The 18,958-nt window shown below is 64.1% G+C and carries 18 protein-coding genes; 12 read left to right on the plus strand and 6 right to left on the minus strand.

Going from position 1 to position 18,958, the window contains the following annotated elements; translation table 11 throughout:
- Positions 1–43: 43 nt before the first annotated feature.
- A complete protein-coding gene (locus DRB19_RS02610) occupies positions 44–505 on the plus strand; it encodes an Lrp/AsnC ligand binding domain-containing protein (RefSeq protein ID WP_114184477.1) in 462 nt (153 codons plus the stop codon).
- A 62-nt stretch (positions 506–567) separates the two neighbouring features.
- On the opposite strand, the gene DRB19_RS02615 is transcribed toward DRB19_RS02610, so the two are convergent.
- On the minus strand, positions 568–1,575 hold the full coding sequence (locus DRB19_RS02615) for a TerC family protein (protein WP_114184478.1): 1,008 nt from the start codon (positions 1,573–1,575) through the stop codon (positions 568–570).
- Between the two features lie 285 nt (positions 1,576–1,860).
- On the opposite strand from DRB19_RS02615, the gene DRB19_RS02620 reads away from it, so the two are divergent.
- The 3 genes from DRB19_RS02620 to DRB19_RS02630 are packed head-to-tail and all read left to right on the plus strand — an operon-like array spanning position 1,861 to position 4,524.
- The gene (locus DRB19_RS02620; protein WP_114184479.1) at positions 1,861–2,898 is read left to right on the plus strand and encodes an ABC transporter substrate-binding protein; all 1,038 of its coding nucleotides are present in this window, start codon (positions 1,861–1,863) and stop codon (positions 2,896–2,898) included.
- 55 nt (positions 2,899–2,953) lie between these two features.
- On the plus strand, positions 2,954–3,745 hold the full coding sequence (locus DRB19_RS02625) for an ABC transporter ATP-binding protein (protein ID WP_114184480.1): 792 nt from the start codon (positions 2,954–2,956) through the stop codon (positions 3,743–3,745).
- Positions 3,746–3,753: 8 nt separating this feature from the next.
- On the plus strand, positions 3,754–4,524 hold the full coding sequence (locus DRB19_RS02630; protein WP_114184481.1) for an ABC transporter permease: 771 nt from the start codon (positions 3,754–3,756) through the stop codon (positions 4,522–4,524).
- A 4-nt stretch (positions 4,525–4,528) separates the two neighbouring features.
- Here DRB19_RS02630 and DRB19_RS02635 read toward each other — a convergent pair whose 3' ends face one another.
- From DRB19_RS02635 to DRB19_RS02645, 3 genes are all read right to left on the minus strand, one after another.
- A complete protein-coding gene (locus tag DRB19_RS02635) occupies positions 4,529–5,662 on the minus strand; it encodes a CobW family GTP-binding protein (RefSeq protein ID WP_114184482.1) in 1,134 nt (377 codons plus the stop codon).
- Between the two features lie 4 nt (positions 5,663–5,666).
- On the minus strand, positions 5,667–6,662 hold the full coding sequence (locus DRB19_RS02640; RefSeq protein ID WP_114184483.1) for a DMT family transporter: 996 nt from the start codon (positions 6,660–6,662) through the stop codon (positions 5,667–5,669).
- A gap of 100 nt (positions 6,663–6,762) precedes the next feature.
- Positions 6,763–8,172 (minus strand): D-alanyl-D-alanine carboxypeptidase family protein, encoded by a 1,410-nt coding sequence (locus tag DRB19_RS02645; RefSeq protein WP_114184484.1) that lies wholly within the window; start codon positions 8,170–8,172, stop codon positions 6,763–6,765.
- A gap of 193 nt (positions 8,173–8,365) precedes the next feature.
- On the opposite strand from DRB19_RS02645, the gene DRB19_RS02650 reads away from it, so the two are divergent.
- Positions 8,366–9,268 (plus strand): DMT family transporter, encoded by a 903-nt coding sequence (locus DRB19_RS02650; RefSeq protein ID WP_114184485.1) that lies wholly within the window; start codon positions 8,366–8,368, stop codon positions 9,266–9,268.
- Between the two features lie 40 nt (positions 9,269–9,308).
- Here the strand turns inward: DRB19_RS02650 and DRB19_RS02655 are convergent, their stop codons facing one another.
- Positions 9,309–9,887, minus strand: a complete 579-nt coding sequence (locus DRB19_RS02655) for an LOG family protein (protein WP_114184486.1) — start codon at positions 9,885–9,887, stop codon at positions 9,309–9,311.
- Positions 9,888–10,056: 169 nt separating this feature from the next.
- Between DRB19_RS02655 and DRB19_RS02660 the strand changes: the two genes are divergently transcribed.
- Positions 10,057–11,223, plus strand: a complete 1,167-nt coding sequence (locus DRB19_RS02660; RefSeq protein ID WP_114184487.1) for an acetyl-CoA acetyltransferase — start codon at positions 10,057–10,059, stop codon at positions 11,221–11,223.
- Between the two features lie 16 nt (positions 11,224–11,239).
- On the opposite strand, the gene DRB19_RS02665 is transcribed toward DRB19_RS02660, so the two are convergent.
- Positions 11,240–11,506, minus strand: coding sequence for a BolA family protein (locus tag DRB19_RS02665; RefSeq protein ID WP_114184628.1), 267 nt, complete (start codon positions 11,504–11,506; stop codon positions 11,240–11,242).
- A gap of 87 nt (positions 11,507–11,593) precedes the next feature.
- On the opposite strand from DRB19_RS02665, the gene DRB19_RS02670 reads away from it, so the two are divergent.
- The 6 genes from DRB19_RS02670 (at position 11,594) to DRB19_RS02695 (ending at position 18,957) form a co-directional block, all read left to right on the plus strand.
- Positions 11,594–12,223 (plus strand): J domain-containing protein, encoded by a 630-nt coding sequence (locus tag DRB19_RS02670; RefSeq protein WP_114184488.1) that lies wholly within the window; start codon positions 11,594–11,596, stop codon positions 12,221–12,223.
- Between the two features lie 122 nt (positions 12,224–12,345).
- Complete coding sequence (cobS, locus tag DRB19_RS02675) at positions 12,346–13,335, plus strand: cobaltochelatase subunit CobS (protein ID WP_114184489.1); 990 nt, start codon at positions 12,346–12,348, stop codon at positions 13,333–13,335.
- 120 nt (positions 13,336–13,455) lie between these two features.
- A complete protein-coding gene (cobT, locus tag DRB19_RS02680) occupies positions 13,456–15,348 on the plus strand; it encodes a cobaltochelatase subunit CobT (RefSeq protein WP_114184629.1) in 1,893 nt (630 codons plus the stop codon).
- Positions 15,345–16,370 (plus strand): esterase-like activity of phytase family protein, encoded by a 1,026-nt coding sequence (locus tag DRB19_RS02685; RefSeq protein ID WP_245439243.1) that lies wholly within the window; start codon positions 15,345–15,347, stop codon positions 16,368–16,370. Before cobT ends, DRB19_RS02685 begins: the two co-directional genes overlap by 4 nt.
- A gap of 211 nt (positions 16,371–16,581) precedes the next feature.
- A complete protein-coding gene (locus tag DRB19_RS02690; protein WP_114184631.1) occupies positions 16,582–17,979 on the plus strand; it encodes a circularly permuted type 2 ATP-grasp protein in 1,398 nt (465 codons plus the stop codon).
- Between the two features lie 27 nt (positions 17,980–18,006).
- Positions 18,007–18,957, plus strand: coding sequence for an alpha-E domain-containing protein (locus tag DRB19_RS02695; RefSeq protein WP_114184490.1), 951 nt, complete (start codon positions 18,007–18,009; stop codon positions 18,955–18,957).
- Position 18,958: the final 1 nt, after the last annotated feature.

Genomic DNA, 18,958 nt, shown 5'->3' on the forward strand with positions numbered 1-18,958 from the left:
TTATCCGTAGATATAAAGGCAAAGTTGGCAAAGGGCCGTGACAATGGCGGAAATCGACCGGATTGATCGCAAGATCCTTAAATGCCTCCAAGAGGATGGGCGGATCGCAACCGTCGATCTGGCCGAGAAGGTGGGGCTGTCGCCCACCTCGACGAGCGAGCGAATGAAGCGCCTTCAGCGGGAGGGTTATATCGCTGGGTTCGGAGCCCGGCTCGACCCGCACCGGCTCGGCTTGGAGCTTTTGGTTTTTGTCGAGGTGTCCCTCGACAAGACGACACCCGACGTCTTCGAGAAGTTCGCCGCAGCCGTTCGGCGCGCGCCGGAGGTTCTCGAATGCCACATGGTGGCGGGAGGGTTCGACTATCTGGTCAAGACCCGTGTTGCCGACATGGCCGCCTATCGCCGTTTCCTGGGCGAGATCCTCCTGGCGCTCCCGGGCGTCAAGGAAACCCGCACCTATGCGGTGATGGAGGAGGTCAAGAGCGACGGGATCCTGCCTGTTTAGCGTTTATGCAAGCGTGCGCTCCGACCCGGGCCGGAGCGCACTGCCGTAGGTTGGTGTCGCGGCTACTCGGCAGCGATCATCCGCTCACCCTTCGTCTTCCAGAGCGAGTAGAACACGCCGCCCAGGATGAGCGTGAGGGTCACGCCGAGGGATATGGTCGGATCGACCTTTCCGACGATCTGGTTCCAGAAGATCTTTCCGCCGATGAACACGAGAACGAGCGCAAGGGCGTATTTCAGATAGTGGAACCGGTGCACCATCGCGGCAAGCGCGAAGTAGAGGGCGCGCAGCCCGAGGATCGCCATGATGTTGGCCGTGTAGACCACGAAGGTGTCTGTCGTGATGGCAAAGATCGCCGGCACCGAGTCCACAGCGAAGATCAGGTCCGCGACGTTGATCACCACCAGCGCCAGGAAGAGCGGCGTCGCCCAAAGCACGACCTTACCGGTTTTCGGATCCGGTCCGTGCACGAAGAAGTGCTGGGCGTGGAGGCGATCCGTCACGCGCATGTGCCTCTTCAGGAAGCCGATCATGCGGTTCTGTTCGAGATTGGGATCGCTCTCCGGCAGGAAGAGCATCTTGATGCCCGTGATGATGAGGAAGGCGCCGAAGACATAGAGAATCCAGGCATATTCCTGCACCAGAGCGGCGCCGAGCGCGATCATGATGCCACGCAGCACGATAACGCCGATGATGCCCCACACGAGCGCGCGATACTGGTAGGCCCTCGGGATCGCGAAATAGCCGAAGATCAGCGAGATCACGAACACGTTGTCGATGGACAAGGATTTCTCGATGAAGAAGCCCGTGAAATAGGCGATTCCGGCATGACTCCCGTCTTCAGTGACGAGAAGGCCGTTTTCGAACGCCCACCAGAGATAGACGCCGAACGCGACCGAGATGCCGATATAGAAAGCAGAGAGCCACAAGCTCTGCGCTACTCCCAGCTCCTTGTCCTTCCTGTTGAGGACGCCAAGGTCGAAAGCGAGGAGAAAGACGATAAGGCTCAAGAAAGCCGTCCACATCCAGACGGGCTTTCCCAGCCATTCCAACAAGAGGAATTCTGGCATAACCGGACCTATGATTGCTTCTGTTCAAGCATCGACTCCGACATCGCGAGCGCATGGATGCGCTCGCCAGAGGGGCCCGGTCGCCGATGGTATTCAGGTAGGAAGGGACATTTTGGGCGTCAAGACCTGAACTTGGGCATCCGATGTCGTTTTCTTGTACAGGCGGAGCCTTGACGCCCGACGCAGTTCTGCTTGCATGTGCGCAACAGGAAAAAGGCCCGGCAATGCCGCCGCTCTCGACAGGCGGCCCTGCACTGGGCCCAAGTGATAACAGAGGTAATGGTAATGACGTCCGCTCGTTCGACACAGGCCCGATGGATCAGGGGGGTGCTCGTGGGCGCGTTCGCACTTCTCGGCTCGGCAGCCGCGCAGGCGCAGACGCCCGTGCGCTTCAGCCTCGACTGGCGATGGGAGGGGCCTGCGGCTCCCTTCGCGGTCGCCCTCGACAAGGGCTACTTCAAGGCTGAGGGCCTCGACGTGACCATCGATCCTGCGGCCGGCTCCCGCGAGCCGATCTCCCGCGTGGCGTCGGGCACCTACGATGTGGGCTTCGGCGATGTAAACTCCCTCGTGCGCTTCCGCGACGAGAATCCCGGAACCGACATCAAGGCCGTGATGGTGATCTACGACCGGCCGCCCTTCGCGATCATCGGCCGCAAGAGCCGGGGCATCAGCAAGGAGGCGTCGAGCCTTCAGGGCAAGACCTTCGGGGCGCCCGCCGCCGATGGGGCTTTTGCCCAGTGGCCGATCTTCAAGTCGGTCAACAAGATCGATGATTCCAGCATGAAGTTCGAGAATGTGGGCTTTCCCGTCCGCGAGCCCATGTTGGCTCAAGGAGAGGTGGACGCCGTCTTCGGCTTCTCCATGTCGTCCTACATCAACCTGAAGTCCCGCGGGGTGCCGACGGATGACATCGTCGTCATGCTGATGAGCGATTACGGCGTGGATCTCTACGGCAACACCATCATCGTGTCGCCGAAATTCGCCGCCGAGAAGCCCGAGGCCGTGAAGGGCCTCCTGCGGGCCATCATGAAGGGCGTGCAGGATACCGTGAAGGACCCGTCGAGCGCCGTCGACGCGGTCATCAAGCGCAACGACGTGGCCAAGAAGGATGTGGAGCTGGAGCGCCTCAAGATGGTGCTGGAGCAGAACATGCTGACCCCATGGGTCAAGACCAACGGCTTCGGCGGCATCGACAAGGAGCGCTTCGCGAAGTCCCTCGACCAAATCGGCCTGACCTTTACCTATAAGGCGAAGCCGAACGTGGACGATGTCTTCACCGAGCAGTTTCTTCCCGCTGCCGACCAGCGGAAGGTGAACTGATCTTGCAGGCCCGATCCAGTGATCGGGCCTTTTTCATTCCGGGCATCCTGTTTCCATGAAAAAATTCGTCGATATTCACGACGTGACGCACGTTTACGCTCGGACGGAAGACGGCGCTGCGGCGGTCGAGCACCTCAATCTTGCGGTGCGGGAGGGCGAGTTCGCCGCCATCGTCGGCCCGTCGGGCTGCGGAAAGTCCACGTTGATGAAGCTCGCGACCGGCCTGCAGTTTCCCATAAAAGGCACGGTCATCGTAGACGGCAAGCAGGTGACCGCGCCGGTGAAGCTCGCCGGCATGGCGTTTCAAAACCCGACCATGCTGCCCTGGCGCACCACCCTCGACAACATTCTTCTGCCGCTCGAAATCGTGGAGCCCCATCGATCAAAGCTGCGCAGGCACAAGGCCGAGTACGTCGCCAAGGTCGAAAAGCTCCTGGCCCAGGTGGGCCTGAAAGGGCAGGGGCATAAATTTCCGTGGCAATTGTCGGGGGGCATGCAGCAGCGCGCGTCCCTGTGCCGGGCGCTGATCCACGAGCCGAAGCTTCTCATGCTCGACGAGCCCTTCGGCGCGCTCGACACTTTCACCCGCGAGGAGCTGTGGTGCGTGATCCGCGACCTGCATGCGGCAAGTCCCGTCACGGTCATCCTGGTCACGCACGATCTGCGCGAGGCGGCGTTCCTGGCGGATCGGATCTTCTGCATGAGCGCGCGCCCCGGACGCATCGTGGCCGAACGCGAGGTGGACTTCCCACGACCGCGAGACCTCGAAATCACCTACACGCCGGAGTTCACGACCCTCGTCCACGAGCTGCGCGGGCATATCGCGCAGGCCCGCATGGCCGCGTGAGGATGCCCATGCCCATCAAACGTCAGCTTACCCTAGCGCCATGGATCTTCACCATCGGGTTCTTCGGTCTGTGGGAACTGATCTGCCGCCTCTTCGGCGTGTCCAGCTTCGTGCTGCCCGCCCCGTCCACCATCCTGCTGGCAATCTGGGAATACCGGAACCAGCTCGCCTATCACGCCATGCACACTCTCTGGATGACGATTGCGGGATTTGGCCTCGCGGTGGTGTTCGGTCTCCTGCTCGGCATGGTGCTGGGCGCATCCCGGCTCATCAATGCGGGCACCTATCCGCTTCTCGTCGGCTTCAACTCGATCCCGAAGGTGGCCGTTGTGCCGATCCTGGTGTTCTGGTTCGGGGTCGGGTGGGTGCCGCCGGTCATGACGGCGTTCCTCATCTCGTTCTTTCCCATCGTGGTGAACGTGGCGACCGGCATCTCGACAGTGGAGCCCGAGATGGAGGATGTGCTGCGGGCGCTGGGCGCCTCGAAGCGCGATATCATCCTGAAGGTCGGCCTGCCGCGCGCCATGCCGTATTTCTTCGGTTCCCTGAAAGTGGCGATCACGCTCGCCTATGTGGGCTCGGTCATCGGCGAGCAGAACGCCTCGAATGTGGGAATCGGCAACCTGCTGACGCGGGCATCGGCGGCTTTCGAGGTGCCGCTGGTCTGGGCGGCTCTCGTGGTGCTCGCCGTGCTCGGCGTCGTCATGTACGTGATCACTGCGCTCATCGAGCAGTCGATGACCGGCTGGGCGCAGCGCTCCCAGATGGCGAACGCCTGAGGCTCTAGCGCCTCAGCGACAGCGGGTTGTCCGACAGCGCCGCCGCGTCAGGCTGGTCGATGCCGGGCCGGCCCAGAAACGCATTCCAGAGCCCTTCCACGACGCTGCGGTCGAGGTCGTCCACGATGAACACGATGCGGCTTCGGCGGTCCTCGCTCGGCCAGCGTGGCAGAATCGCCGGCACATGGATCACGTGCTGGACGCCGTGAATGACGACCGGGTGCTCCGGATCCTCCGCGAGGGCCACGAGGCCCTTTATCCGCAGAAGCTTCGCACCCTGTGACGAGCGCAGGAGATCGAGAAACATGTCGAGCGTGCCCTGGGGAACCGGCTGGTCGCTGGTCAGGCAGAAGGCGCGAATACGCTCGTCGTGGCGGTTTACGTCGTGATGGTGTTCGTGGGCGTGCCCATGCCCGTGATGATGATGCCCATGCTGATGGGCGTGACTCCTGTGCTCGGCCTCCTCGACGGCCTCGGCTTTTAGCCACTCGGCCACGTCCGCAATCTTGCCCTCAAGGTCGAAGAGGCCGCCGGAAATGATGACATCCGCAGGGGCGTCCGCCGCCAGGATCGCCGCGCCGGGATTGAGATCGCGAAGTCTCTGGCGCAAGCGGGCCAGATCCGCCTGATCCGTGACGAGATCCGCTTTGGCGAGAACGATGCGCTCGGCCACGGCCGCCTGTTTTGCGGCCTCCACATAGGCGTCGAGGGTCGCCGATCCGTTCACCGCATCGACGACCGTCACCACGCCCTCCACCGCGTAGCGCATGGACAGATAGGGATGGTACAGAACCGCGTGCAGGATCGGGGCCGGGTCGGCGAGGCCGGTCGTCTCGATCACCACCCGGCGGAACGGCGTGATGCGCCCGTTGTCCCGCTTGCGCAGAAGATCTTCCAGAGTGGCGATGAGGTCGCCTCTCACGGTGCAGCAGAGGCAACCGGCGGAGAGGAGAACCATGCCCTCGTCGACCTTCTCGACGAGCAGGTGATCGAGCCCGATCTCGCCGAACTCGTTGATGATCACCACCGTGTCGTGAAGCGCCAGGTCCTGGAGCAGGCGGTTGAGAAGCGTCGTTTTGCCGGCGCCGAGAAAGCCCGTCAGAACGGTGAGCGGCAGGGGGGCTGGTGGCGTCTGCATGGTGTTACTCCGCGGCGGTCAAGGCGGGCGAGCGCCTCATGCGGCGCTGCTCCAGCGCCACATTGGCGACGATGGCTGACAGCACCAGAGCGCCGCCGGCCATTTGCACGATGGTGAAGGTCTCCCCCAGGATGACCGCCGATGAAACGGCCGCCACCACGGGTTCGGCGCAATAGATGATCCCGGCTGCAACCGCCGTGATGCGCCCCAGGGCGAGAAACTGAAGCATGAAGCCGATCACATAGCCGCCGATCGTCATGGCAATCGCATAAGGCGCAAGCCCCAGGCTCGATGGCGGACCAAGCTGCCCCGCCACCCAGCCGATCGCCACCGAGGTGGGCAGAACCAGAAGATGGATCCAGAAGACTTTGGCCACGACGCCGGTTCTGCGGCAGCGGGCGGCTGCGAAGAACTGGGTCGCGGTCGCGATGCTCGCGCCGAACGCCAGGGCGAGGCCGCGCCAGTCGAGCCCACCGAACGCTGGGCCGACCACCATCGCAACGCCGGTCAGCGCCAGGGCCGCAACGCCCAGAAGCGCGGGCGTGAGTTTCGTTCGCTCCACGAACGGGCTGGCTAGAACGATGAGGATCGGGAACGTGTAGAACACCACGACCGCCACCGTGACCGGAATGTAGGCCACGGACGACAGGTAGCAGATGCCCACGAGAGTGGTGGAGATCCCGAGCACGAGCATCGTGCCCCGCTCGTCCCGGGCCATGGCCAGGGATCGCCGCGCCAGCAGGGCGAAGGCCCCCACGAGCACCAGCATCAGGAGCACTCGATAGGTCACGACGGTCGAGCCGCTGATCCCGGCGAACGAGGCCAGCCGGGCAAATACGATGTTGAGGCCGTAGAAGGAGGCGGAGCCGAGAGCGAAGAGCAGTCCGAAGGCCGGGGGAGCCAGCGGAGAGGAGTGGGGCGCGGCTTGGGGAGAAGCTTGGGTCATGGGCGCAATCGGGTTCAGGCCCGCACCGTTCGCCCGGATTGTCTTCGATTGCAAGGCCAGTCCGGCTCGAAGAGACCCGCCGATCGGCGTCGCGCCTGAGCCGGGCGTTCTCCTAACCAGAGAAAGCCCGGCTCAAGGGTCAGTGTGTCCAGGGTCAGTTCTTGGATGATTTCGGCTTGGCGGCCGCATCGACCTTGGCCGGCTTGGCCTTTTCGGCCACGGAGGCCTGGGGCTTCGTCGCGGGGGCCTTTTCCTTGGTGTCCTTGGTCAAGGGCTTCAGCGTAACGCTGACGCGGGACCCGTTCTTGCCCTTGGTCTTCACCGCCTCCTTGGTGGAGGCCTTCTCGTCGTCGGCGCTGACCTCGGCGTCGTCGCTCGAGGCTTCCTTGGCGTCCTTAGCCGCGGAGCCCTTCTTGGACTTGGCGGTCGCCTTGCTCTTGCGAGCCTTCTCGGCCGCAGCCTTTTCCTTGGCGGCCTCAGCGGCAAGATCGGCCTCCGACGGCGGCGTGAGGCCAACCCAGATCCGCTCCGGCTCGACCGCCGTGCGCGGCAGAAGCGTGGTGCGCATGGGCTGCGTCGTTCCGCCGGCGAACGCCATCACGCTCGACGAGAACAGATTCGGCGCGCTCGTCTCGCCTTCGGCGACCGCCGCCGGGCTGTCCTCTTCTTGAGGCATCGGGCCGCGCCTGTCGCAGATGACCGACCGCATGTCCGGCGGGGTCGTCAACGAAGAGGCCGGCAGCGCGGTCAGGACCGGATTGGTGAAGTTCACGGAGCTGCTGAAGCCCCGATCGAACAGCTCGGCGGCCTTCATGGTGCGCTCGTTGGCGGAGGGCGCGCCGAACACCACCGTGATGAGGTGGCGGCCGTTGCGGGTGGCGCTGGCCACCACGTTGAAGCCGGACGAACAGATGAAGCCGGTCTTCATGCCGTCTGCGCCAGGATAGCGGCCGATGAGGCCGTTGGTGTTGCGCATGATCCGGCGGCCGAACTGAATGGCCCCGATATGGAACAGGTTCTGCTGGTTGGGGAACTCAAGCAGGAGTGCGCGGGCGAGGATCGCCATGTCGCGCGCCGTGGTTTGATTGCGCTCGTCGGGAAGGCCGTGCGGATTGGCGAAGTGGCTGTTCTTCATGCCGAGCCGCATGGCGGTCTCGTTCATCATCTCCGCGAAGCCGTCGACGGAGCCGCCGATATTCTCCGCGATAGTCGTCGCGATATCGTTCGCGGACTTGACCATCAGAATCTTGAGGGCGTTGTCGAGGCGGATTTCGGTGCCGGGCTTGAAGCCCATCTTGGACGGGGGCTGAGAGGCTGCGTTCTCCGAGACGGTCAGGAGCTTTTCCATGCTCAACTGGCCGGCGCGGACCTGCTCGAGGACCACGTAGGCGGTCATCAGCTTGGTGACGGAGGCGGGAAACCAGGGATCGGTCGCCCGCTCCGCGTGCAACACGCGGCCGGACTCGACTTCGACCACCAGAGCCGGGCTCGCTGCCAGTGCCGACCCGCTCACAAGAGCCGCGATGGCGAAGGCAGTCAGGCGAAGGGCTCGGCTTACGTTCATGCGGAACGGCTCCATAGAGGCAAGATTGAAAGATGGCATAATAACGGTCCCGCTTGTGCCAGCTGGGCTGTTTTTAGACCCTTACCCCGGATTTGGCCAGGGTTGAGGGCATTTATCGTCCATCCCAGTTCTCCCTTTGTATAAGATTCCATGGCAAGAGAGTGGCAAGAGCCGCGCGGTTTAAAGATTGCACATGAATTTATCCCTCCTCTGGATCCCCGTGACGCTGGCCGCCGCCGCCGCCCAGACCGGCCGCAATGCAACCCAGCGCCGGCTGACGGAGCAGATCGGGACCGTAGGAGCCACGCAGGTTCGGTTTCTCTACGGGTTTCCGTTCGCCCTCCTGGCTCTCGCCATCGTGACCCTAATAACGTCCGAAACCGTTCCAGGTCCAAACGCGGCGTTCTTCGCCTATATTCTCGCCGGCGCCGTGGCGCAGATCCTCGCGACCGCGCTCATGCTCTCGGCCATGCGGGAGCGCGCCTTCTCCATCGTGACCGCCTATACGAAGACCGAGCCCGTGCAGGTGGCTCTGTTCGGCCTCGTTCTGCTCGGCGACCGCCTGACACCCGCAACAGCGCTCGCCATCGTCATCGCGACGCTCGGGGTCGTGGTGATGTCGGTGAAGCCCGGCACCAGCCTGACCTCGGGAGGCGTGAGGCCGGTGCTCTTCGGCATCGCATCGGGCGCCTTCTTTGCCTTGGCGGCGATCGGGTTTCGCGGGGCCATTCTGTCGCTGCCCGACGGGTCCTCGCTGATGCGGGCGACCACCACCCTTGTCTGGGGACTCGGCCTTCAGACGGGAATCCTGCTCGTCTGGCTTGGCCTTTTCGACCGGAAGGCGCTCATCGCCAGCTTCGGGGCCTGGCGGCCCTCCCTGGGGGCAGGATTCCTGGGGGCGCTTGCGTCCCAGTTCTGGTTTCTCGGATTCGCCCTGACCACTGCCGCGAACGTGCGCACCCTTGCCCTCGTCGAGGTGCTGATGGCGCAGGCCGTGTCCCACCACTTCCTGGCCCAGGCGACGACCCGGCGTGAAATCCTCGGCATGGGGCTGATCGTCGGCGGCGTGGCGCTCCTGCTGCTGTCGCAGGAATGATTTTCAGGGCGCAGCCGGGGATTGGCTGCCCCTGTGCCGATCACCGCTCCCCGGCCTTGATCCATTTATCCACGACCGGCGGCTCGTAGGCCCGGATGGCTGCGATGAGAGCGGTTGGATCTTGCTCGACGATGAGCATGGAGCGGTGGATGGATTTTACGAAGCCGCGCTCGACCACGTCGTCGAGGAAGTCCGTAAGCTTGTCATAGAAGCCGCTCGCGTTGAGAAGCGAGCATGGCTTGCGGTGATAGCCGAGCTGGGCCCAGGTCCAGACCTCGAACAGCTCCTCGAACGTCCCGAGACCGCCGGGCAGGGCCACGAACCCATCCGCAAGCTCGGCCATCAGGGCTTTGCGCTCGTGCATGGAGCCGACGATCCTCAGGTCGCTCAATCCCTTATGGGCGATTTCCTTATCGACTAGGGCCTGAGGCATCACGCCGATCACGGTCCCGCCGCCCGCGCTCACCGCATCCGCAACCGCCCCCATGAGGCCGACCGAGGCGCCGCCATAGACAAGCTCGATCTTCTCCCGGGCCAAGGTCTCGCCCAACGCGCGGGCCGCCTCGAGATAGGACGAATCATGGCCCGGGTTGGAGCCGCAAAAGACGCACAAGCGCATGGGAGGCCTCATCTGAATACACTCTAAGGAGCATGAGGGGCCGACCAGAGACAAGACCGTTCCGCTCCCTCAAACACCTTTCGTGCGCTTGCAGGCGGCACTCTTCTCTTGCTGCGTTCCATGAACGACCCCATTTTCGTGTTCAAGGACAGATTCGCGAGGAAACCCCATGACAGCCTGCATCGTCGGCTGGGCTCATACGCCCTTCGGCAAGCTCGACACCGAGACGGTGGAGAGCCTCATCGTGCGCGTGACCAACGAGGCCCTGGAGCATGCGGGCCTCGGGCCCGAGGATATCGACGAGGTGGTGCTCGGTCACTTCAACGGCGGCTTCTCGGCTCAGGATTTCACCGCCTCCCTGGTGTTCCAGGCCAGCGACAGGTTCCGCTTCAAGCCGGCGACTCGGGTCGAGAACGCCTGTGCGACCGGTTCTGCCGCCGTGCACCAAGCCATCAAGACCATTGAGGCCAAGCGCGCCAAGACCGTTCTGGTGGTCGGCGTCGAGCAGATGACGCGGACCCCCGGCCCCGAGATCGGCAACATCCTCCTCAAGGCGTCCTATCTCAAGGAGGACGGAGAGACCCAGGGTGGGTTCGCAGGGGTGTTCGGCCAGATCGCCGGCCGGTACTTCCAGCGCTACGGCGACCAGTCCGATGCGCTGGCCATGATTGCGGCCAAAAATCATAAGAACGGCGTCGACAATCCTTACGCGCAGATGCGCAAGGATCTTGGCTTCGACTTCTGCCGGGCCGAGAGCGACAAGAACCCCTTCGTGGCGGGCCCCTTGAAGCGCACCGACTGCTCGCTGGTATCCGACGGCGCTGCGGCGCTCGTGCTGGCCGACACGGAGACGGCCCTGCGCATGCCCCGCGCCGTTGCGTTCCGGGCCACCGCCCATGCGCAGGACTTCCTGCCCATGTCCAAGCGCGACATCATCCAGTTCGAGGGCTGTGCGGAAGCGTGGCGGCGGGCTCTCGACCAGGCCGGAATCGAGCTGACGGACCTTTCCTTCGTGGAAACCCACGACTGCTTCACCGTCGCCGAACTCCTCGAATACGAGGCCATGGGCCTGACGCCCCGGGGGCAGGGCGCCACTGCCATCAAGGAAGGCTGGACAAACCGGGACGGGAAGCTTCCGGTGAACCCATCCGGCGGCCTCAAGGCCAAGGGGCACCCCATCGGGGCGACCGGCGTGTCCATGCATGCGCTTTCGGCCATGCAGCTCTGCGAGGAGGCGGGCGGCATCCAGGTGAAGAACCCTGTTCTGGGCGGCGTCTTCAACATGGGCGGCGCGGCCGTTGCCAACTACGTGAGCGTGCTCGAGCGAATCAAGTAGTCCCTTCGGGAAAGACCTACTCCCCCGGGGCCTTCGCCTGAATGGCGAGGGCATGCAGGCCCCGGGCGAACGCCCCGCTCAGAACCTCGTTCACGAGGCGGTGACGCTCGACTCGGCTCTTGCCGATGAAGGCTTCCGACACGATATAAAGACGGAAGTGAGTTTCCCCGCCTTCGCGCCACCCCGCATGACCGAAATGCTGCTGCGACTCGTCCGTGACGGTGAGTTCGGCAGGGTGTAGGCGCTGCGTTAGTTCTTCGGTGATCCAGGCGGTCAGGGTCATGCTTTGGTAAACCTTTTTGAACGGGTCTGCGGCGAAAAGCGCTGAGGCCTTGGCTCCGGGCCTCAGGCCACTCATAATCGCTGTATCATGGATCTCAATTCGCCTCTTTTCGACCGCATCCGCATCAAGCCGTCCTGCGACGAGCCGCGCGACGCCAAAGGGCCCGCTTGCGAGCATCCGTCCTGCAAGGCGGAAGGGCAGTATCGCGCCCCGAAGGGACGGGACAACGAGGGGCAGTACTGGCGCTTCTGCCTCGAGCATGTGCGCGAGTACAACGCGTCGTACAACTATTTCGCCGGTATGTCCGACAACGCGGTGGCGGCCTATCAGAAAGACGCCATCATCGGGCACCGTCCGACCTGGGCCATGGGGGTGAACTCCTCCGCCAAGGCCGGGAGTGCGGACGCCGCGCCTGAAACGCGCGAATGGGCCTATTCCGATCCCCTGGGCATCCTGCGGGGTGAGGATTTCACGCAAGGGCGCCAGCGCCGGGCGCAAGCGGAGCCCAAGCAGCCGCGCTATACGGGGGCGGTGCGACGGGCGCTGGATGTGTTGGGTCTCGACGAGACCGCCGAGAAGGCCGCCATCAAGGCCCAGTACAAGGCCCTGGTGAAGCAGTTCCACCCGGACGCCAATGGCGGCGACCGCTCCTTCGAGGAGCGCCTGCGCGACATCATCAAGGCGCATGACATCCTCAAGACGGCAGGCCTGTGCTGAGAGCAGGCCAGTCGATGCAACCCTGTTAATCTCTCAAGAAATTGCACCATGCCGCCTTGGGCGTTAAGAAGCTCATGGCACCGACACACACGAAGCATTCCAAATCCGACCGAGAGGCCCCTATGACGGCACTAACCGAGACAGCGACCCAAACACCGGACATGAAGGTGTCCGTGCGACAGGTCTTCGGCATCGACTCGGATTTGGAGGTCCCGGCCTTTTCCCAAAGCGAAGAGCACGTGCCGGATCTTGATCCGGATTATCTGTTCGATCGCGAGACCACCCTGGCGATCCTGGCAGGCTTTGCCCGCAACCGCCGCGTGATGATCACGGGCTATCACGGCACCGGCAAGTCGACCCATATCGAGCAGGTCGCGGCCCGCCTCAACTGGCCCTGCATCCGCGTCAACCTGGACAGCCACGTGTCGCGCATCGACCTCGTCGGCAAGGACGCCATCGTGCTGAAGGAAGGCAAGCAGGTCACCGCCTTCCAGGACGGAATTCTACCCTGGGCGCTGCAGAACAACGTGGCGCTGGTGTTCGACGAGTACGACGCCGGCCGCCCCGACGTGATGTTCGTGATCCAGCGCATCCTGGAGCAGTCGGGCAAGCTCACGCTTCTCGACCAGAAGCGGGTGATCCGGCCTCATCCGGCCTTCCGGTTGTTCTCCACCGCCAACACGGTGGGCCTCGGCGACACGTCCGGCCTCTATCACGGCACGCAGCAGATCAACCAGGGCCAGATGGACCGCTGGTCCATCGTCACGACCCTGAACTACCTGCCGCACGACAAGGAGGTGGACATCGTCCTCTCCAAGGCAAAGCATTATCAGGAAAACCCGGAAGGGCGCGACATCGTCAACAAGATGGTGCGCGTGGCCGATCTCACGCGCAGCGCCTTCATGAACGGCGACCTCTCGACCGTCATGAGCCCGCGCACGGTGATCACCTGGGCGGAGAACGCCGAGATCTTCGGCGATACGGGCTTCGCGTTCCGCGTGACCTTCCTGAACAAGTGCGACGAACTCGAGCGCGCCCTGGTGGCCGAGTTCTACCAGCGCTCCTTTGGCAAGGACCTGCCGGAAAGCGCCGTGAACATGGCTCTGTCGTAAACCAACGTCATTCCGGGGCGGCACAGCCGAGCCCGGAATCCATGAAGGCCGGCAGCGCCCGGATTGGCTCTGTCGGAGGTGATGGATCCCTGCCTTCGCGGGGATGACAGGGGAGGTGAGATGTCCATCTCAAACCGAAAGCCGGGTGAGAAAAAGGAAGCGCCGGCGGAGCCGCTGAAGCGCTCCATCGCCGGCACCATGAAGGCCATCGCCCGCAAGCAGGACTTGGAGGTGACGTTCGCGTCCGACCGTCCGGCCCTCATGGGCGACAAGGCGCGCCTGCCGGAGCCGCCCCGGCGGCTGACCTCCCACGACGTGGCGATCCTGCGCGGCAACGCGGACGCAATGGCGCTTCGCCTTGCCTGTCACGATACGGCGCTCCATCGCCGGCTCGCGCCGGACGGCCAAGCCGCCCGCGCGGTGTTCGACGCGGTCGAGCAGGCTCGGGTGGAATCCATCGGCTCCCGCCGGATGAAGGGGGTGGCCTCCAACATCTCGGCGATGCTCGAGGACCGCTATCATCGCGGGGGCAAATACGAGAACATCAGCGACCGCGCCGACGCGCCCCTCGAAGACGCCATCGCGCTCCTGGTGCGCGAGCGCCTGACGGGCGAAAGGCCCCCGCCGGCCGCCACCAAGATCGTCGAGCTCTGGCGCGACTTCATCGAGGATCGGGCTGGGCGCGATCTCGACGGCCTTCTCAAGAACATCGAGAGCCAGCGCGACTTTGCCCGCAACATCCGCGAGCTTCTCTCCTCCCTGGACATGGCCGATGAATCGGCCCTCAACCCGGAAGACGACGAGAGCCAGGAGGAGAACGAGTCCCAAGAGGACCAGCAGCAGGGCGAGGGCGAGTCCGAGAAGGAGGCGCAGGGCGACCGGGCCGAGGTCGAGGTCAGCGAGGACGCCAGCGACGAGATGGAGGAGGGCGCGAGTGAGGATGCGGACGGCCCATCGGGCGAAATGCCCGAAGAGGCCGACGAAGCCGATTCTCAGGATGCAGCCGAATCGTGGCGTCCCCCGTCCCGGTCCAACGAGCCGCGCGGACCCGACTACAAGGCTTTCACGAACAGGTTCGACGAGGTCATCCACGCGGAAGATCTCTGCGACTCCGACGAGCTAACGCGCCTGCGGGCCTATCTCGACAAGCAGCTTGCCCACCTCCAGGGGGTGGTGGGACGCTTGGCGAACCGTCTCCAGCGCCGCCTCATGGCGCAGCAGAACCGGTCCTGGGAATTCGACCTCGAGGAGGGGACCCTGGATCCCGCGCGGCTTCCCCGCATCGTCATGGATCCGTTCCAGCCCCTCAGCTTCAAGCAGGAGCAGGACACGAACTTCCGCGACACGGTGGTGACCCTGCTCCTCGACAATTCCGGCTCCATGCGCGGGCGTCCCATCACGGTGGCGGCCACCTGCGCCGACATCCTGGCCCGGACCTTGGAGCGCTGCGGCGTCAAGGTCGAGATCCTGGGCTTCACCACCCGCGCCTGGAAGGGCGGGCAGGCGCGTGAGTCCTGGCTCCAGAGCAACAAGCCGGCCAATCCCGGCCGCCTCAACGACTTGCGGCACATCATCTACAAGTCCGCCGACGCACCCTGGCGGCGCGCCCGTAAGAACCTGGGCCTGATGATGCGCGAGGGACTGCTGAAGGAGAACATCGACGGCGAGGCGCTGGACTGGGCTCACAAGCGCCTTCTCGGCCGGCCCGAGCAGCGGCGGATCCTGATGGTGATCTCCGACGGCGCGCCGGTCGACGACTCGACGCTCTCGGTCAATCCGGGCAACTACCTCGAGCGCCACCTGCGCTTCGTCATCGAAGAGATCGAGACCCGCTCGCCTGTGGAACTCATCGCCATCGGCATCGGACACGACGTGACGCGCTATTACCGCCGCGCGGTCACCATCGTGGACGCGGAGGAACTCGGAGGCGTGATGACCGAGAAGCTTGCGGAGCTCTTCGAGGAAAACCAGACGCCCACGGGCCGCGCTCCTCAGCGCCGGGCCTTTGCTTGAGGCTCAGCCGGCGATCCCTTCTGATCGGCGGCGGCGCACTCGCGGCCACGGCCGTTGCAAGCCGGGCCCTGTCACGGCGTCCGCAGGCCCTTGAGCAGCCTACCGCCATGGCGATCGAGGCCGTGCCCATCGACAGGCTGTCCGCCGCGGACCCGGACCGGTCCCGGTTCGGGGCTCTCCTGTTCCGGTCGGGACTCGACCTGCGGTCGACCGATAAGCGGTTCGGCGGCTTTTCCGCCCTCTGGCGCTCCCGCGACGGGCGGGATCTGGTTGCGGTGGCGGATAATTCCCAGTGGCTGAAAGCCCGTGTGGAGACTGCCGACGGGCGTCTTTCTGGCCTGTCCGGCACGGTGTTGGCGCCCCTGCTTCTCGATGGCGGAAAACCTCTGCGACGGAGCCGTTTCTACGACACCGAAAGCCTCACGGCCTCAGGCGGGGCCGCCTTTATGGGCGTCGAGCGCAGCCATGGGGTCATCCGTTTCGATCGGCATCGTGACGGGTCTCTGGGCGAGGGCGCGCCGATTGCGGTTCCGGAAGAGCTGTCGGGTCTGCCGGGCAATCGCGGCCTGGAGGCCATCGGCATAGCGCCCGCACGCTCGCCCCTCGCGGGTTCCCTCGTGGCGGTCGCGGAGCGCTCCGGCTGGTTCGACGATACGCCCACCAAGGGATTCATCCTGACCGGATCGCAGGCGGGCACATTCGAGGTTGTGCGCACGGCAGGCTACGATATCTCGGACTTGGCCTTTCTACCCAGTGGCGAGATGCTGCTCCTGGAGCGACGCTTTTCGGTTCTCGACTGGCTGCGTATCCGCCTGCGCCGGATCGCCCGCACGGCCATCCGGCCAGGCGCCCTCGTAGACGGAGACGTGATCTTCGAAAGCGATGCGTCGCAGCAGATCGACAACATGGAAGGGCTCGCGGTTCACCGGGAAGCCGGCGAAACGATCTTGACCATGATCTCCGACAACAACTTCAACTGGTTCCAGCGAACGCTGCTGCTGGAGTTCGCTCTCGCGGGCTGACGGCAGCCACTCCAGAGGCGTTGCCCAGTTATTGCGCAGCTGCTCATTTTCTCATCCGTCGTTGCCTTGGACGATTCCTGATTCCCATTGAACTCAAACGGTTCAGAACTCTAAGTTTTATTGATATGCTGGTGACGCAGAGCCCCTGCGCCGCAGGCAGGCTCGAGAGGGTGACGGATACCCGGTGACGGACAGATCGATTTTCGATGAGATGAATGGGTCCGACGGCCAGTGTCGGGACGCCTATCAGGTGCTCCAGGAATGGCTGAAGTCCGCGCCCCCTCAGCTTCTGGAACACCGCCGCGAGGAGGCCGAGCTCCTCTTCCGAAAGGTCGGCATCACCTTCGCGGTCTATGGCAATGCGGAGGCGGAAGAACGGCTTATCCCCTTCGACATCATTCCGCGCATCCTCGCCGGGCATGAATGGGCTCGCCTGACCCGCGGCCTCGAACAGAGGGTCAAGGCGCTCAATCTTTTCCTGCAAGACATCTACGGTCCTGGCGAAATCCTGCGCGCCGGCATCATCCCGCCGGAACTCGTGTTCCAAAATCCCTATTACCGCCCGCAGATGAACGGACTGGCGCTTCGCGGCGGCATCTACGTTCAGGTGGCGGGCATCGACGTGGTGCGGGTCGACGGCGACGATTTCTATGTGCTCGAGGACAATCTGCGGACCCCTTCCGGCGTCTCCTACATGCTGGAGAACCGGGAGGTCATGCTGCGGCTCTTTCCCGATCTCATGGCGATGCAACGCATCCGTCCCATCGAGAATTACGTGGACGAACTGCTTGGCACGTTGAAATCGGTGGCACCCGCAACCAGCTCGGCCCAACCCACCGTCGTCCTGCTGACTCCAGGCTCCCTCAACAGCGCCTATTACGAGCACAGCTTCCTGGCCGACCGGATGGGCGTGGAGCTGGTCGAGGGGCGGGATCTCTTCGTGCGCGACGAAGTCGTCTTCATGCGCACGACGGAGGGCCCGAAGCGCGTCGACGTGATCTACAGCCGCATCGACGACGATTTCCTCGATCCGCTCGTGTTCAGGCCCGATTCGGCGTTGGGCGTGCCGGGGCTGATCGCGGCTTACCGGGCGGGCAACGTGGCCATCGCCAACGCGCCCGGAACGGGAGTGGCCGACGACAAGGCCATGTACAGCTACGTGCCCGACATCGTTCGCTTCTACATGGGCGAGGAGCCGATCCTCAAGAACGTGCCCACGTGGCGCTGCCGCGAGAAGGAGGCCCTGTCCTACGTGGCGGACAACCTGCACGAGCTCGTCGTGAAGGAAGTCAACGGCTCGGGCGGCTACGGCATGCTTGTCGGGCCCCACGCCACCCAAGAGGCGCGGGAGCATTTTCGCAGGCTCGTCCTCGCCAGTCCCGACAACTACATCGCGCAGCCCACCCTGGCGCTGTCCACGAGCCCGGTCTTCACAGAAAGCGGCCTTGCCCCGCGCCATGTGGACCTGAGGCCTTTCGTTCTCACCGGCCGTGACGGCGTCCGGATCGTGCCGGGCGGCCTGACCCGGGTGGCGCTCAAGCCCGGCTCCCTGGTGGTGAATTCGAGCCAAGGCGGCGGCACCAAGGACACCTGGGTGTTGAGCGAATGAGTCACTTGTCCCAACCGGAGCGTTTCCGTGCTCAGCCGTGATGCCGACAGCCTTTATTGGCTCTCACGTTATGTGGAGCGCGCCGAGAACACGGCCCGGATCCTCGATGTGGCCTATCGCATGGCGTCGATGCCGATCTCCTATCACGGCGTCAACAGCAACGAGTGGGAATCGGCGCTTGTCACCGCCGGCAGCATGGATCAGTTCCTGGAAGCCTATGGGGACGTCGAGATCACGCCCGAGCGGGTCATCGAGTTCCTGGCCTTTTCCGAGACCAATCCGTCCAGCATTCAATGCTGCTTCGACACCGCCCGGCATAATGCCCGGTCCGTTCGCGGAGCGCTGACGTCGGAAATGTGGGAGGCGATCAACTCAGCTTGGCTCGATCTGCGCCGATTCAAGGCCAAGCGGATCCGCGTCGAGGACCTGCCCCGGTTCCTCAACCTGGTGAAGGAGACCTCCCTGCGCTACGACGGCTCGGCGCTTCGCACCATGCTGCGCAACGACGCCTACTGGTTTTCCCGTCTTGGGGTCTACATCGAAAGGGCCGACAACACCGCGCGGGTGCTGGATGTGAAATACCACGTGCTGCTGCCGCAGGACGCGGAGGTCGGCGGCGGGATCGACTATTACCAGTGGGCCGCGATCCTGCGTTCCGTTTCGGCGCTGGTGAGCTACCAGTGGGTCTATCACCAGAACCTGAGGCCGTGGCTTGTGGCCGATCTCCTGATCCTCCGGGAGGAGATGCCGCGCTCGCTCGCCGCCTGCTACGCGGCGCTCTCCCGTCATCTGGACGATATCGCCCACCGCTACGGCACGACCGGAAACGCGCAGCGGCAGGCCAGAGCCTCCCATGCGCGCCTCACCAACCGGACGATCAACGACATCTTCCAGCACGGCCTTCACGAGTTTCTTCAGGACTTCATTCACGAGAACAACCGGCTCGGACACACCATCACCAACCAGTATCTGTGCTGAT

Source organism: Microvirga aerophila (genome assembly GCF_003332305.1).
Taxonomy (GTDB): Bacteria; Pseudomonadota; Alphaproteobacteria; order Rhizobiales; family Beijerinckiaceae; genus Microvirga; species Microvirga aerophila.

Excerpts from the sequence above, each read along its gene's own strand:
- DRB19_RS02610 (WP_114184477.1), top strand. The coding sequence starts at position 44 with ATGGCGGAAATCGACCGGATTGATCGCAAGATCCTTAAATGCCTCCAA.
- DRB19_RS02615 (WP_114184478.1), bottom strand. The coding sequence starts at position 1,575 with ATGCCAGAATTCCTCTTGTTGGAATGGCTGGGAAAGCCCGTCTGGATG.
- DRB19_RS02620 (WP_114184479.1), top strand. The coding sequence starts at position 1,861 with ATGACGTCCGCTCGTTCGACACAGGCCCGATGGATCAGGGGGGTGCTC.
- DRB19_RS02625 (WP_114184480.1), top strand. The coding sequence starts at position 2,954 with ATGAAAAAATTCGTCGATATTCACGACGTGACGCACGTTTACGCTCGG.
- DRB19_RS02630 (WP_114184481.1), top strand. The coding sequence starts at position 3,754 with ATGCCCATCAAACGTCAGCTTACCCTAGCGCCATGGATCTTCACCATC.
- DRB19_RS02635 (WP_114184482.1), bottom strand. The coding sequence starts at position 5,662 with ATGCAGACGCCACCAGCCCCCCTGCCGCTCACCGTTCTGACGGGCTTT.
- DRB19_RS02645 (WP_114184484.1), bottom strand. The coding sequence starts at position 8,172 with ATGAACGTAAGCCGAGCCCTTCGCCTGACTGCCTTCGCCATCGCGGCT.
- DRB19_RS02650 (WP_114184485.1), top strand. The coding sequence starts at position 8,366 with ATGAATTTATCCCTCCTCTGGATCCCCGTGACGCTGGCCGCCGCCGCC.
- DRB19_RS02655 (WP_114184486.1), bottom strand. The coding sequence starts at position 9,887 with ATGCGCTTGTGCGTCTTTTGCGGCTCCAACCCGGGCCATGATTCGTCC.
- DRB19_RS02660 (WP_114184487.1), top strand. The coding sequence starts at position 10,057 with ATGACAGCCTGCATCGTCGGCTGGGCTCATACGCCCTTCGGCAAGCTC.
- DRB19_RS02665 (WP_114184628.1), bottom strand. The coding sequence starts at position 11,506 with ATGACCCTGACCGCCTGGATCACCGAAGAACTAACGCAGCGCCTACAC.
- DRB19_RS02670 (WP_114184488.1), top strand. The coding sequence starts at position 11,594 with ATGGATCTCAATTCGCCTCTTTTCGACCGCATCCGCATCAAGCCGTCC.
- cobS (WP_114184489.1), top strand. The coding sequence starts at position 12,346 with ATGACGGCACTAACCGAGACAGCGACCCAAACACCGGACATGAAGGTG.
- cobT (WP_114184629.1), top strand. The coding sequence starts at position 13,456 with ATGTCCATCTCAAACCGAAAGCCGGGTGAGAAAAAGGAAGCGCCGGCG.
- DRB19_RS02690 (WP_114184631.1), top strand. The coding sequence starts at position 16,582 with ATGAATGGGTCCGACGGCCAGTGTCGGGACGCCTATCAGGTGCTCCAG.